13 protein-coding genes are annotated in these 13,556 nt (G+C 72.6%); 9 read left to right on the top strand and 4 right to left on the bottom strand.

Features of this window, described 5'->3' with window-relative positions:
• Window positions 1-8: 8 nt before the first annotated feature.
• The 4 genes from O3S82_RS07975 to O3S82_RS07990 are packed head-to-tail and all read right to left on the bottom strand — an operon-like array spanning window position 9 to window position 5,158.
• Window positions 9-2,459, bottom strand: a complete 2,451-nt coding sequence (locus tag O3S82_RS07975) for a CHAT domain-containing protein (RefSeq protein ID WP_269306842.1) — start codon at window positions 2,457-2,459, stop codon at window positions 9-11.
• A gap of 7 nt (window positions 2,460-2,466) precedes the next feature.
• Window positions 2,467-4,116 carry a S8/S53 family peptidase gene (locus tag O3S82_RS07980; RefSeq protein WP_179424509.1) on the bottom strand — a complete coding sequence of 550 codons (1,650 nt, stop codon included), beginning with the start codon at window positions 4,114-4,116 and terminating at the stop codon, window positions 2,467-2,469.
• A gap of 8 nt (window positions 4,117-4,124) precedes the next feature.
• Window positions 4,125-4,562 (bottom strand): hypothetical protein, encoded by a 438-nt coding sequence (locus tag O3S82_RS07985; RefSeq protein ID WP_179424508.1) that lies wholly within the window; start codon window positions 4,560-4,562, stop codon window positions 4,125-4,127.
• Window positions 4,559-5,158, bottom strand: coding sequence for an RNA polymerase sigma factor (locus O3S82_RS07990; protein WP_269306845.1), 600 nt, complete (start codon window positions 5,156-5,158; stop codon window positions 4,559-4,561). Before O3S82_RS07990 ends, O3S82_RS07985 begins: the two co-directional genes overlap by 4 nt.
• A gap of 104 nt (window positions 5,159-5,262) precedes the next feature.
• Between O3S82_RS07990 and O3S82_RS07995 the strand changes: the two genes are divergently transcribed.
• The 9 genes from O3S82_RS07995 (at window position 5,263) to O3S82_RS08035 (ending at window position 13,546) form a co-directional block, all read left to right on the top strand.
• Window positions 5,263-5,694: a hypothetical protein gene (locus tag O3S82_RS07995; RefSeq protein ID WP_179424506.1), complete on the top strand. Its 432-nt coding sequence runs from the start codon at window positions 5,263-5,265 to the stop codon at window positions 5,692-5,694.
• Between the two features lie 7 nt (window positions 5,695-5,701).
• Window positions 5,702-6,022: an integration host factor, actinobacterial type gene (gene mihF / locus O3S82_RS08000; protein ID WP_179424505.1), complete on the top strand. Its 321-nt coding sequence runs from the start codon at window positions 5,702-5,704 to the stop codon at window positions 6,020-6,022.
• Complete coding sequence (gene gmk, locus O3S82_RS08005) at window positions 6,015-6,596, top strand: guanylate kinase (RefSeq protein WP_179424504.1); 582 nt, start codon at window positions 6,015-6,017, stop codon at window positions 6,594-6,596. The genes mihF and gmk overlap by 8 nt, the downstream gene beginning before the upstream one ends.
• 25 nt (window positions 6,597-6,621) lie before the next feature.
• Entirely contained in the window at window positions 6,622-6,918 is a 297-nt protein-coding gene (rpoZ, locus tag O3S82_RS08010) for a DNA-directed RNA polymerase subunit omega (RefSeq protein WP_179424503.1), read from the top strand.
• Between the two features lie 11 nt (window positions 6,919-6,929).
• Window positions 6,930-8,132, top strand: a complete 1,203-nt coding sequence (coaBC, locus tag O3S82_RS08015; RefSeq protein ID WP_179424502.1) for a bifunctional phosphopantothenoylcysteine decarboxylase/phosphopantothenate--cysteine ligase CoaBC — start codon at window positions 6,930-6,932, stop codon at window positions 8,130-8,132.
• A 78-nt stretch (window positions 8,133-8,210) separates the two neighbouring features.
• The gene (gene metK, locus O3S82_RS08020) at window positions 8,211-9,398 is read left to right on the top strand and encodes a methionine adenosyltransferase (protein WP_179424501.1); all 1,188 of its coding nucleotides are present in this window, start codon (window positions 8,211-8,213) and stop codon (window positions 9,396-9,398) included.
• A 32-nt stretch (window positions 9,399-9,430) separates the two neighbouring features.
• Window positions 9,431-11,326: a primosomal protein N' gene (locus O3S82_RS08025; RefSeq protein WP_269306850.1), complete on the top strand. Its 1,896-nt coding sequence runs from the start codon at window positions 9,431-9,433 to the stop codon at window positions 11,324-11,326.
• 31 nt (window positions 11,327-11,357) lie between these two features.
• Complete coding sequence (gene fmt, locus O3S82_RS08030; protein WP_269306852.1) at window positions 11,358-12,281, top strand: methionyl-tRNA formyltransferase; 924 nt, start codon at window positions 11,358-11,360, stop codon at window positions 12,279-12,281.
• On the top strand, window positions 12,278-13,546 hold the full coding sequence (locus O3S82_RS08035; RefSeq protein ID WP_269306854.1) for an RsmB/NOP family class I SAM-dependent RNA methyltransferase: 1,269 nt from the start codon (window positions 12,278-12,280) through the stop codon (window positions 13,544-13,546). The genes fmt and O3S82_RS08035 overlap by 4 nt, the downstream gene beginning before the upstream one ends.
• The last annotated feature ends 10 nt before the right edge of the window (window positions 13,547-13,556 follow it).

The following is a 13,556-nucleotide window of genomic DNA, read 5'->3' on the forward strand; positions in this document are numbered from 1 at the left end:
GCCAGCCGTCACCAGCCGGCGCCGAAGCTGACGAACGAGGTCGGCCGGTCGGCGGTGGCCTCGGCGAGGGCCACGGCCGGGGGAGTGCCGGCGGCCATGAGACGGTGCACGTCCTGCAGGACCTCACAGGCCTCGTCGTCCGCCACCGCCGCGGGCGAGGCGATCACGCATCGTGCGCCGGCGTGCAGCCACGCGTTGACCATGCCGAGCGACTCCTCGGCCCAGCGCTGCGTCGAGCGACCCACCTCGCACGCCGAGAGGACGACGACCTCGGGCACCTCGGCCAGCTGGTCGAGGTCGTACCCGAACAGGGGGCCGTCGGCGAGGAGCAGCCCGGAGAAGAGCGGGTTCTCCACGGCGTGACGGCCGTGAGCCGACACGTGCAGGAGGTCCACCCGTCCGGCGAGCTCGAGGGTTCCCGCGACGGTCGCGTCGCCGTCGGTGAGAGCGACCGCGCCCGGCCAGCGCGCTGCCGACTGCTTGACCTCCTCGATCGCGCGCGGTACGCCCGGTCCTGCCACGAGGCCGGCGGAGCGAGGCTGGGGCAGCCCGCGGACGGCGAGCCAGCGAGTGGCGCCCGAGGCGACGGTGACGGGACGTCCGACCAGCCCGGGCAGCATCGACCACGGGACACCGGCGAGGATGCCGGCTTGCGCCAGGACGACCCGCCGGTCACCGATCAGGTCGAGCACCGGCTGCACGAGCGCGGCAGCAACGTCGGCCAGGCGCCGTTCGAGGCCGAGGCGCACGACCCGAGCCATCGCGTCGCCGAGCACGCTGGCGTTGACGTCCAGGTCGGCACGCAGACCCGCGAGCACGCGAACGAGTGGTGCGGACGGACCGAGGTCCACGAGTTGGCGCACGGCGTCGGTCACGACGAGCGCGAGCAGGCGGGCGTCGCCGTCCCAGAGGTAGCTGACGAGGGCGGTATCGGCACCGAGCGCGCGTTCGACGTCCTCGAGATCGCTGATCTGGTGCACCTCACCGGACCCCGCGTCGAGCCAGGCCCGCCGACGAACCCGCTCGCGCAGCTCGGCGAGCCGGCGGGCTTCCGCGGTGCCGGGCTCGGGCTCGGTGACGGTGAGGGTGCGGATCTCCATGAGGTCGGCCGCCGCTCGGTCGTCGCGGGGCGGCCGTACCGGCACGACCCGCGACGTGAGCGCTCGCGCCCTCTCCGACCACTCGAACACGACCTCGGGATCGCCGTCCGCCAGCGCGATGCGGATCCCGGTCGTCGCGAGGCCACGGCCGTGGCCGACGACCGAGCTCATCATGTCGAGACTGCCGAACGACGACTGCCAGTCGTGCAGGAGGTCGAGGCCGGTGCGCAGGTGCACGAGCGCCTCGGAGCTCCTGTCCGCCGCGAGCTCGAGATCGCACAGTGCCGCGCGTTCGAGGAGCCGCTCCGTGAGCGAGTCGGTCTCGCTTGTGCGGCCGCGCTCGAGCCGCGCGAGAGCGACGTCGACCTCGCCGATGCCCGTGGCCGCGCGGGCCGCGTTCAGGTCGAGGAGCTGAGCCTCGTGGTCCAGGTGGTGGCCCCGCAGGTCGCCCGCAAGCCGGTCCGTGCGCTCGAGCCACGCCGACGACACCGGAGCCAGACGTGCCTCGGCGACGGCGACGACCACCTCGGTGCGCAGGGCCCAGGACTCGCTGCCGATCCGGCGCAGGCGCTGGGCGGTGCGCCGGGCCAGACGCAGCGCCCGCTGCGGGTCGGTGGCGAGCATCGCCCTGGCCGCGACGAACTCGCACTCCGCCCGCATCTGGTGGTGGCGGTGTCGACCGAGGATCGCGGCGCTCGAGGTGAGCAGCGGGACGGCCTCACTCGACATGCCCGCGTGGATCAGCGCCTCCGCACGGTCCTGGTCGACGAGAGCGAGCCCGACCTGCGAGCCCTCCGCCAGCACCGGTCGCGCCTCCTCCATGAGGCGCAGGGCCGCCGCGAGGTCCCAGCGCCGCATCGCGGCATATCCGCGGTTGTGCAGCGCCGTGGCGTGCCCGATCGCGTCCCCGAGCTCCTCGAAGGCCGCGGCGGTGCGGGCGAAGTCGGCCTCCGCGGCGGCGAAGTCACCCACCCTCAGGCGCACCACCCCGAGGTCGTTCAGGCTGTTCGCGAGCTCGAGCGAGCCGTCGGGGAGGTCGTCGATCGACTGCTCGTACAGCGCGAGCGACCGCTCGTACTCACCGCGCCGCTGGTGCAGCGCCGCCTCCTGGCTCGTGATCAGGGCGGTGATCTCGGGGGAGTCGACCCCGGTCGCGTGCGCCTCCGCGCAGAGCTCCAGGCCCGCGTCCGGCTCACCCAGCTCGGCGACGACCAGGGCCAGACTGACGAGGATCCGCGCGCGGAGCTCGTCCGAGGGATCGCGCGTCAGCGCACGGCGGAACTCCCGGCGGGCCGATGCGAAGCGCCACTGATGAAGGTGCTCGAGGCCCCGGCGATGGAGTTCCTGCGCGGCGAGCATGCCTTCATCATGGTCGAGCGTCTGCCAGCTTGGCCACGATTGCGGTGTTCTGCTCCACGATCTTCTCCGACGACAGGGCCGGGGCGTCGGGCGCCGGAAGGTGTCGACCGATCCTTCGAGCCAGCTCGGCGGCGTACACGGGAGCCGCGAACGAGGTGCCGCTCCACACCGCGAAGCCCCCGCGGAAGTCGTCCGGATCGATCGCCTCGCGGTCGCGCTGACCGTGGCGGATGCGGGCCACCGGCTCCAGCCCACCCTGGAACGCCGGCATGGTGCTGACGAGCGAGGATCCTGGCCGGTGCACGCTGATCCAGGGGCCGGCGTTCGAGTACAGCGCGTCGGTCACGAGGTTCGGGTTCAGCGCCCCCACCGCGACGATCGGCGTGCTGCGCGGATCGTGCTTCACGATCTGCTCCGCACCGTCCCAGGGCGCGAAGGCGGCCGGGAACATCGGGCGCGTGGTGGCGTCGTTGCCCGCCGAGCACACGACCACGGTGCCCGTGCGGCCGATCGCCGCGAGGATCTCGTAGAGCGTGGGATCGAAGAGGTGGTCCACCGGCGTCTCGTGGTAGTAGCCGAACGAGAGATTCAGGACGTCGAGCGCCAGTCCCTTCTCGTCGCCCAGCCGCACGAGCTTCGCGATCTGCATGAGCACCGTGGCCAGGTCGGACTCGGGCGTCGTGCCGTCGGAGTCGAGCAGCCGCCACCAGTGGATGTCGGCGTCGGGAGCGCCCTGGTGAAGCAGTCCCACGATGAAGGTGCCGTGTCCCGACGCCTCGTCGAGTGAGCCGTCGAGCGGCCCGGACACGTCGCCGACCCGCTCGGGGTCGCTCTCGGCGTCGGTCCGGCCGATCGTCGCGCCCTCCAGCAGGCCGGAGCCGTCGTGGACCGCGGACGTGAACCAGGTGTGCTCGCCGCAGCCGGTGTCGACCACGCCGATCCGCGGCCGGCGCGGAGCGTCGGGGTCGTCGGGACTGCGCACCGGAGCAGGCCCCACGAAGGCCACCGGCTGACGACCACCGCTGCCCTGGTCGGCGTAGGACTCGATCGCGAAGGAGTTCCCCCGCGTGAGCGGATTGCCGCGCGTGAGCGGATTGCCGCGCGTGAGCGGGTTCCCCCGGGTGAGCGGATTGCCCCGCGTCAGGGGGTTGCCCCGGGTCAACGGGGAGGTCGTGAGGACGTGGTCGAGACCGATGCCCCGCAGGAGGTCACCCTCGGGGTTGCTGGCACGCGCCGCCTGAAGCAGGGTCCACGCGTCCGGCGGACGGGTGGGGGAGTTCTGCGTCGCGGCGATGATCACCCGGGCCAGACCGAGAGAGCCGGTGGCCCACGGGTAGCGCTCGACCCGGCTGCGACGCTCCTCCTCGGACTCCTCCAGCGTGATGCGGGGGTAGTCGGGATCCTCCTCGACGGTCCAGTCGAAGGGCCGAGCCGCCTCGCGCAGCACCTCGATCGCGGCCTCGACGTCGATCAGGGTGGAGATCAGCAGGCGGGTGCTGAGGTAGGCGGTGGCGTTGGCGCGGACGCCGTCGACCTGCGCGCCGGACTCCGCGGCGAGCAGTCGCCCCTGCTCCTCGGCGACGGAGCGGTGACGGGTCCACTCGTCGAACTGCTCCAGCCTCGGGACGCGACGCTCGTCGTTGTTCTCGGGGGCCATGTGGGTCCTCAGATCTCGAAGGTGGGGGTGGCGAGCTCGGTGTCACCCGAGAAGTAGATGCGGATCAGCCCGGCGGGCAGCGACTCGAACTCGAACCGGCCGTCGGTGACGTCGGCGGTCCAGGTCTGGTCGCCTGCGGTGAGGCGGGCGTGGCTGGCGCCGGCGCCGGTGACCCAGCCGTCCACGCGGCGGGTGGTCTCGTCGACCTCGGCCACGCGCAGCAGGATGGACGTCTCGTCGTGGGAGAACTCGATGGTGATGACGCCCGAGCCCCGGGTGCCCACCAGCTCGGTGCTGCGACCCAACAGGCTCAGCAGCTCGTAGTCGGCGTCGAGGTTCTCGGCGGCGATGGCCGCGATCATGGCGTCGGCCAGGTGGGCCGGCGGCGGATCGAGGTCCTCGTACATCGCTCGCAGATCGGTGAAGATCGGATCGCGCTCGGTCATGACGTGGCCCCCTCGCCGGAGATGACGGCCTTGAGCTTCTCGAGGCAGCGCCGACGCGTCGGTCCGATGCTGCCCACGGGCATGCCCAGGTCCTCGGAGATGTGCTGGTAGTCGGGACGGTCGTCGAAGGCGATCACCCGCAGCAGGCGCTGACAGCGCTCGTTGAGCTGGGCGACCGCCGACCACAGCCGGTGGCTCTCGTCGGCCTCGACCGCCTCGGACTCGGCGGCGGGGGAGCTGGGCAGGACGGGAGCGAGCAGCTCGTCGTCGGCCGGGTCCTCGCGCCGGTTCCGTGAGGCGACCCGCCACGCCTGGCGCCGGGCCGTGATGATGAGCCAGGACGACACCGCGCGGGGGTTCTCCACGGCGTCGGCCTTGCGCACGAGGGTCAGCCAGGTGAACTGGATGACGTCCTCGCAGACGTCCTCGTCGAGGCGGTACGCCCGCACGACGTGCCACAGCACGGGGGTCATCTCCCGGACGAGGTCGTCGATCGCTCCACGGTCCCCGTCACGCCAGCGGGCGAAGGCCTCGCCGGAGCGAATCCACGGGCCCTCGTCGGGAGCTGCTGGTTCGGGTGACTTCTCACTGGTCACGAAGTTCATTGTGCGCACATCCGAGACGAGGCAGGAAGAGGACGCGCTGATACACGCGGCGCACGGACCGCAGGAGCGAGGGCTCGCGCTAGTAACCTGTCGGGGTGCGACGACCCTCCCTGCTGCTGTCCGTGGTCCTCGGTCTCGCGACCCTGGCGGGCTGCTCCGGCGGGGGACCGTACTGCGACGCGGTCGACGCGGGGCGCGAGCCGCTGGCCACCTTCGGCGAGCAGAGCGACGCCGCCTTCTCCACCTACGCCGACGTCACGACGAAGATCTCGCGCGTCGCGCCGGCCGACGTGAAGAAGGAGTGGAAGTCGATCGCCGTGTCGACCAAGAAGGTCGTCATCGCGCACCGCACGTCCGGCCTGGCGCTGGAGGACATGAAGGACGAGGTGAAGGTGAACGCGCTGTCCAAGCAGGACATCGACCAGATCACCGCCGCCCACGAGGCCTTCAACGACACCAAGGCCGAACGCGAGGACGTGGTCGAGCACGTGCACGACGAGTGCGGCATCGACCTGTCGAAGAAGTGAGGAGACCATGGCACTTCCCGAACTGACCGACGAGCAGCGCCGAGCGGCGCTGGCCAAGGCCGCCGCCGCGCGCCAGGTGCGCGCCGAGGTGAAGAACCGCCTGCGGCACTCCGGCGCCAGCATCGCCGACGTGCTGGCCGAGGCCAAGCGCAACGAGGCCGTCGCCAAGATCAAGGTCCTCGACCTGCTCCAGAGCATCCCCGGCATCGGCAAGCTCACCGCGCAGCAGATCATGGCCGAGCTGAACATCGCCGAGAGCCGGCGCCTGCGCGGCCTGGGCACCAACCAGGCCAAGGGGCTCGTGGCCGAGATCAGTCGCCGTGGCTGAGCGCGGCCGGCTCATCGTCCTCGCCGGACCCACCGCGGTCGGCAAGGGCACCGTCGCGGCCTGGATCCGCGAGCACCACCCCGAGATCGCCATGTCGGTGTCGGCGACCACGCGCCCGCCGCGCCCCGGCGAGGTCGACGGCACGCACTACCACTTCGTCTCGCCTGAGGAGTTCGACCGGCTCGTCGACAACGACGGCCTGCTCGAGTGGGCCACCGTCCACGGCGTCAACCGCTACGGCACCCCGCGCGCGCCCGTGGAGAGGAAGCTGGCGCAGGGGGAGTCGGTGCTGCTCGAGATCGACCTGCAGGGCGCCCGTCAGGTGCGCGAGGCCCTGCCCGAGGCCTACCTCGTCTTCCTGGCCCCGCCCAGCTGGGACGAGCTGGTCAGCCGCCTCGTCGGACGCGGCACCGAGACCGAGGCCGAGCGCGAGCGCCGCCTGGCCACCGCGCGCGAGGAGCTGGCGGCGGTGTCGGAGTTCGACACCACCATCGTCAACACCGAAGTCGAGGAAGCGGGGCGCGAGTTGGTAGACTTGTTCAGATCACGCCCGCCAGCCGACCCTGCCGGGTGAACCTCGAAACTTCTGGAGATTCTGAGTGTCCACGACACGTTCTGCCGCCGAAGGCATCACCAACCCGCCGATCGACGACCTGCTCGAGAAGGCGGACTCCAAGTACAAGCTGGTCCTCTACAGCGCCAAGCGCGCCCGCCAGATCAACGCCTACTACTCCCAGCTGGGCGAGGGCCTGCTCGAGTACGTCGGCCCCCTGCTGGAGACCGAGGTCCAGGAGAAGCCGCTGTCGATCGCGCTGCGCGAGATCAACGCCGGCCTGCTGACCGTCGAGGACGTGCCGGCCGACGCCGTCGCGACCGAGACCCCCACCGAGGCCTGAGCCTTCCGGCGATGAGTCGCATCGTCCTCGGGGTCACCGGCGGCGTCGCCGCCTACAAGGCGGCGCTGCTGCTGCGACTCTTCACCGAGGCGGGGCACGACGTCCGCGTCGTGCCCACCGAGTCGGCGCTGGAGTTCGTCGGCGCCCCCACGTGGGAGGCCCTCTCCGGGAACCCCGTGCAGACGGGGGTCTTCGAGAACGTCCCCGAGGTGCCCCACGTGAAGCTCGGCCAGACGGCCGACCTCGTGGTGGTCGTCCCGGCCACGGCCAACACGCTGGCGCGCGCCGCGCACGGCCTGGCCGACGATCTGCTCACGAACACGCTGCTCACCGCCCGCTGTCCGGTGGTCATGGCCCCGGCCATGCACACCGAGATGTGGGAGCACCCCGCCACGGTCGCCAACGTCGCCACGCTGCGCGATCGCGGCGTCCTGGTGATCGAGCCCGACTCGGGCCGTCTCACCGGCGCCGACACCGGCCCGGGCCGGCTGCCCGAGCCCGACGCGATCTTCGCGATCTGCCAGCAGGTCCTCCAGGGTCGCCCGCACGACCTCGCCGGCCAGCACGTGGTCGTCTCGGCCGGCGGCACCCGCGAGTTCCTCGACCCGGTCCGGTTCCTCGGCAACCGCTCGTCCGGCCGCCAGGGCATCGCCCTCGCCGAGGCGGCGCTCGCCCGCGGCGCCACCGTCACCCTGGTCGCCGCCAACGTCTCGGTCCCCGTGCCCGCGGGCGTCGACGTCGTCCGCGTCGTCACCACCGCCGAGCTCCGCGAGGCCGTGCTCAAGGCCGCCGAGTCCGCCGACGCCGTCGTCATGGCCGCCGCCCCGGCCGACTTCCGGCCCACCGCCTTCGCCGACGCCAAGATCAAGAAGCAGGCCGACGGCGTCGCCCCCACGATCGAGCTCACCGAGAACCCCGACATCCTCGTCGAGCTCGTGCGCACCCGTTCCGGTCGCTCGCCCGTGATCGTCGGGTTCGCTGCCGAGACCGGCGACGCCAACGGGTCGGTCCTCGACCACGCCCGCGCCAAGATGGCGCGCAAGGGCTGCGACCTGCTGGTCGTCAACGACGTCGGCTCCGAGCGCACGTTCGGCCAGCCCGACAACGAGGTCACGATCCTCACGGCCGAGGGTGCCGAGCACCCGGTGCCCCGCGCAGCGAAGGCCGAGATCGCCCACGCGATCTGGGACGCGGTCGTCCAACGCGTGGAATGAACGGGCCCCGTCACCACCCGCCCACTACAGTCGTCACGACGTCCAGCACGTCGTAGTCCATCAGCCAGAGAGGTAACCGTGAGCCGTCTTTTCACCTCGGAGTCCGTGACCGAGGGTCACCCGGACAAGATCGCCGACCAGATCAGCGACAGCATCCTCGACGCCCTCCTCGCGCAGGACCCGAAGAGCCGCGTCGCCGCGGAGACGTTCGTGACCACGGGCCTCGTGCTCGTCGGCGGCGAGGTCACCACCGAGGCGTACGCCGACATCGCGCGGATCGCGCGTGACCGGGTGCTCGAGATCGGCTACGACTCCTCGACGAAGGGCTTCGACGGCGAGTCCTGCGCGGTGCAGGTCACCCTCGACGCGCAGTCGCCCGACATCGCGCAGGGCGTCGACAAGGCCGAGGAGGCCCGCCTCGGCGGCGCCACCGACCCGCTCGACCTCCAGGGCGCCGGCGACCAGGGCCTCATGTTCGGCTTCGCCTGCGACGAGACCCCCGAGCTCATGCCGCTGCCGATCACGATCGCGCACCGCCTCTCCGAGCAGCTCACCAAGGTCCGCAAGGACGGCACGCTCCCGTACCTGCGTCCCGACGGCAAGACCCAGGTCACCATCGAGTACGACGACGACGACAAGCCCGTCCGCGTCGAGGCGATCGTCATCTCCACGCAGCACGAGGAGGGCGTCGACCTCGAGCACCAGCTCCCGTCCGACCTGAAGAAGCACGTCATCGACGAGGTGCTGAGCCAGTACGACATCGACGCGTCGAGCTACAAGTCGCACATCAACCCCACGGGCAAGTTCGTCATCGGCGGCCCCATGGGCGACGCGGGCCTGACCGGCCGCAAGATCATCGTCGACACCTACGGTGGCTACGCCCGTCACGGCGGCGGCGCCTTCAGCGGCAAGGATCCGAGCAAGGTCGACCGCTCGGCCGCCTACGCGATGCGCTGGGTCGCCAAGAACATCGTCGCCTCGGGCCTGGCCACCAAGGCCGAGGTCCAGGTCGCGTACGCGATCGGCGTGGCCCACCCGGTCGGCTTCTACGTCGACACGTTCGGCACCGAGGTCGTCCCCGTGGACACGATCCGTCAGGCGGTCCTCGAGGTCTTCGACCTGCGCCCCGCCGCGATCGTCCGCGACCTCGACCTGCTGCGCCCGATCTACGCCGAGACGGCCGCCTACGGTCACTTCGGCCGCCCCGGCCTGCCGTGGGAGAGCACCGACCGCGCCGACGCCCTGCGCGCCGCCGCCGGGGTGTGAGCGATGTCAGCTCCGGCTGGTAGAACAGCCGAGTGAGTGAAGCACAGCGGCGTGTCGCGAGGATCCTCGTCGACACGCCGCTGTCGCATCTCGACCGCCCGTTCGACTACGCGGTTCCCGACGAGCTGGCCGACGGCGTCGTCCCCGGCTGCCGGGTCAAGGTGCGCTTCGCGGGACGGCTGGTCGACGGCTTCGTCCTCGAGCTGGCCGACGGCTCCGAGCACGAGGGCAAGCTCGCCCAGGTCGCCAAGGTCGTCTCCTCCGAGCCCGTCCTCGCGCCCCAGACGGCCCACCTGGCCCGCACACTGGCCGACCGCTACGCCGGCACCGTCGCCGACGTCCTGAGGCTCGCCATCCCGCCGCGGCATGCGCGGGCCGAGGCGCACCCGCCGTCCGACCCCGCGCCCACGCCGCCCGACATCGGCAGCGCCTCGTGGCACGCCTACCTGCACGGTGCGACGTTCGTCGAGGCCCTCGCGAAGGGGGAGTCGCCGCGTGCGGTGCTCAACGTGCTGCCGCGCCACGAGCCCGAGCGCGCCGTCGCGGAGGCGGTCTCCGCCGTCGTCCGATCGGGTCGTGGAGCGGTGGTCTGCGTCCCCGACGTCCGCGACGCCACCCGCTGGCACGAGGTCTTCGCCGAGGCGCTCGGACCGGACGCCCACGTCGTGCTCACCGCGGCCGACAAGCCGGCCGCGCGCTACCGCAGCTTCCTGCGCGTCACGCGCGGCGAGGTCCGGGTCGTGCTGGGCACCCGGGGCGCCGCCTACGCACCGGTGAAGGACCTGGGCCTCGTCGTGATCTGGGACGACGGCGACGATCTGCACGCCGAGCCGCGAGCGCCGTACCCGCACACCCGCGAGGTGCTGCTCACCCGCGCCATCAAGGCCGGTGCGGGCGTCCTCATCGCGGGGCACGCCCGCACCGCCGAGGCGCAGTCACTCGTCCAGCAGGGCTGGTGCGCCGAGATCGTCGCCGACCAGTCCTCACGGCGCCGCGAGTGGCCGCTCGTCGAGGTCACCGACGGCACCGAGCACGGTGCGGCCTCGGCCCGGCTGCCCGCGGCCGTGTTCCAGGCCGTCCGCAACGCCGAGGGCCCGGTGCTGGTCCAGGTGCCTCGTCGTGGCTACCGCGCGTCGCTGGCATGCCAGGACTGCCGCACGCCGGCCACGTGCCCGCAGTGCCACGGCCCGCTCCTGCAGCACCGCGCCGACGCCCCACTCGTGTGCCGCTGGTGCGCCACCGAGGTCCCGGCCTGGCGCTGCGGCGAGTGCGGCGGCACCCGCCTGCGCGCCCCCGTGGTCGGGCAGCTGCGCACCGCCGAGGAGTTCGGGGCAGCGTTCCCCGACCGCACGGTGCTGACCTCCGGCGGCAGCGCCGTGCTCGACCACGTCGAGGGCGACGGCTCACCGCTCGTCCTCGCCACGCCCGGCGCCGAGCCCACGGTCTCCGGTGGCTACGCGGTGGTCGTGCTGCTCGACACGTGGCTCATGCTCGGCCGCGACGACGTCCGCGTCGTCGAGGAGTCGCACCGCCGCTGGTTCAACGCGCTCGCCCTGGCGGCGTTCGGCGCGCGAGCCGTCGCGGTGGGGGACTCCACGGTCCTGCAGGCGCTCGTGCGCGCCGATCCGGTCACGGTCGCGGCGCGCGAGCTCACCGACCGTGCCGAGACACACCTCCCGCCCGTGGGCCGGCTCGCCACCGTCGACGGACCCGAGGACGTCATCGGCGTCCTCGCGAAGCGGGACTGGCCCGCGTTCGTCGACGTGCTCGGCCCCGTGCCGGTCGAGCCCGGCCGCGAGCGACTCATCCTGCGCGTGCCCCGCCGCGAAGGTCTCGCCCTCGCCACCGTGCTCAAGCAGCTCGCGGCCGAGCGCAGCGCGGCCAAGGAGCCGCCGGTGCGGATCCAGATCGACCCCGTCGCGTTCTGAGCGCTCCCGACCGACGACCTAGACTCGCCGGGTGAGAATCGTCTTCGCCGGGACCCCGGCCACCGCCGTGCCGACGCTCGAGGCGCTCGTCGCCAGCCGCCACGAGGTGGCGGCGGTGATCACGCGTCCCGACGCCCGCGTCGGCCGGGGCCGCTCGCTGCAGCCGTCGCCCGTCGCGGTCGCCGCCGAGGCGCACGGCATCGACGTCCTCAAGCCCGCCTCGACCTCCGATCCGGAGTTCCTCGAGGCGCTCGCAGCCACGCAGGCGCGGCTGGGCGTGATCGTCGCGTACGGCGCCCTGCTGCGTCGCGACGTGCTGGACGCGCTCGAGCTCGGCTGGATCAACCTGCACTACTCGGTGCTGCCGGCCTGGCGCGGTGCCGCACCGGTCCAGCGCTCGATCATGGCCGGCGACGAGATCACCGGCGCCACGGTCTTCAGCCTCGTCGAGGCGCTCGACGCCGGCCCCGTGCTCGGCACGATCACCGAGCGGATCCGCGAGGACGACACCACGGGCACGCTGCTCGACCGCCTCTCCGACCAGGGCGCCGTGCTGACCGTCGACGTCGTCGATCACATCGAGGACGGCGACATCGGCGCGGTGCGCCAGCCCGAGGACAACGTCTCGTACGCCCACAAGCTGACCACCGAGGACGCCCGCATCGACTGGAAGCGCCCCGCCTTCGCCGTCGACCGGCACATCCGCGGCTGCACGCCCACGCCCGGCGCGTGGACCGAGCTCGACGGGGCCCGCGTCAAGGTCGGTCCGCTGACGATCTCCGAGGAGTCCACGCTCGAGCCCGGCGTCGCCGCGATCGGCAAGCGCGAGGTCCGGGTGGGCACGACCACGACCGACGTCCTCCTGGGCGAGGTCCAGCCGCACGGCAAGAAGGCGATGCGCGCAGCGGACTGGGGCCGCGGCCTCGGAGGAGCGACCGAGGTGGTGTTCGGATGAGCGCCATCACCGATCCCCGCGAGGTGGCCTTCGAGGTCATGTCGGCCGTCCGCACGCGCGAGGTCTACGTCAACCTGCTGCTGCCGACGCTGCTGAAGGACCTCTCCGACCGGGACGCCGCGTTGGCGACCGAGCTGACCAGCAACACGATCCGCCACCAGGGCACGTACGACGCGATCATCGACAGGGTCGCCACCGGCACCGTCCACCCCGCGGTCCGCGACGCCCTGCGGCTCGGCGTGCACCAGCTGCTGGCGATGCGGGTGCCCCCGCACGCGGCGGTCGACACCACGGTCAACCTGGTCCGCCGGCGGATCGGGCACCGACCCGTCGGCTTCACGAACGCGGTGCTGCGCAAGATCGGCCAGAAGGACCTCGACACCTGGATCACCGAGCTGACCGCCGGTCTCGACCGGCACGCGGCGCTGGCGATCCGGTACTCGCACCCGACGTGGGTCGTCGCGGCGCTCGAGGACGCGGTGGGCCCCGACCAGCTGGAGGAGCTGCTCGCCGCCGACAACGTGCCGCCGCACGTCACGCTCGTCGCCCGTCCCGGCCTGATCGACCCGAGGTCACTGCCCGGCGAGACGGGACGGCTGAGCCCGTACGCCCGGATCATGACCGGCGGCGGCGACCCGGGCTTCGTGCCTGCCGTGCGCGACGGACGCGCCGGGGTCCAGGACGAGGGCTCGCAGATGGTCGCCATCACCACGGCCGAGGCGCCCGTCGAGGGCTACGACACGCACTGGCTCGACCTCGCCGCCGGCCCCGGCGGCAAGGCCGCGCTGCTCGGTGCGCTGGCCGCCGAGCGTGGCGCGAGCCTCGTGGCCAACGAGGTCCAGCCGCACCGGGCCGAGCTCGTCCGGCAGTCCGTGCGCGCGCTCAGCAACGTCCAGGTCGTCGTCCACGACGGCCGCGAGGGCCCGTGGGAGGAGGAGTCCTTCGACCGCGTGCTCCTCGACGCGCCGTGCACCGGACTCGGTGCGCTCCGTCGTCGGCCGGAGGCCCGCTGGCGCCGCCGTCCCGAGGACGTGCCCGAGCTCGTCGAGCTCCAGCGCCAGCTGTTGACGCGCGCGCTCGACCTCGTCCGGCCCGGGGGAGTGGTGGGCTACGCGACGTGCTCGCCGCTGCCCGCCGAGACCCGCGAGGTCGTCGAGGCCGTCACCGCCGAGCGCTCCGACGTCACCGTCGAGTCCGAGCACCACTGGTGGCCGCACACCGACGGCACCGACGCCATGTACCTGGCCCTGCTGCGCCGATCCTGACCGATACGCT

The organism is Aeromicrobium sp. HA (genome assembly GCF_027171405.1).
Classification (GTDB): Bacteria; Actinomycetota; Actinomycetes; order Propionibacteriales; family Nocardioidaceae; genus Aeromicrobium; species Aeromicrobium tamlense.

Coding starts and splice junctions, on each gene's coding strand:
- O3S82_RS08035 (WP_269306854.1), top strand. CDS start 12,278: ATGAGCGCCATCACCGATCCCCGCGAGGTGGCCTTCGAGGTCATGTCG.
- O3S82_RS07980 (WP_179424509.1), bottom strand. CDS start 4,116: ATGGCCCCCGAGAACAACGACGAGCGTCGCGTCCCGAGGCTGGAGCAG.
- coaBC (WP_179424502.1), top strand. CDS start 6,930: ATGAGTCGCATCGTCCTCGGGGTCACCGGCGGCGTCGCCGCCTACAAG.
- O3S82_RS07985 (WP_179424508.1), bottom strand. CDS start 4,562: ATGACCGAGCGCGATCCGATCTTCACCGATCTGCGAGCGATGTACGAG.
- mihF (WP_179424505.1), top strand. CDS start 5,702: ATGGCACTTCCCGAACTGACCGACGAGCAGCGCCGAGCGGCGCTGGCC.
- O3S82_RS07975 (WP_269306842.1), bottom strand. CDS start 2,459: ATGCTCGCCGCGCAGGAACTCCATCGCCGGGGCCTCGAGCACCTTCAT.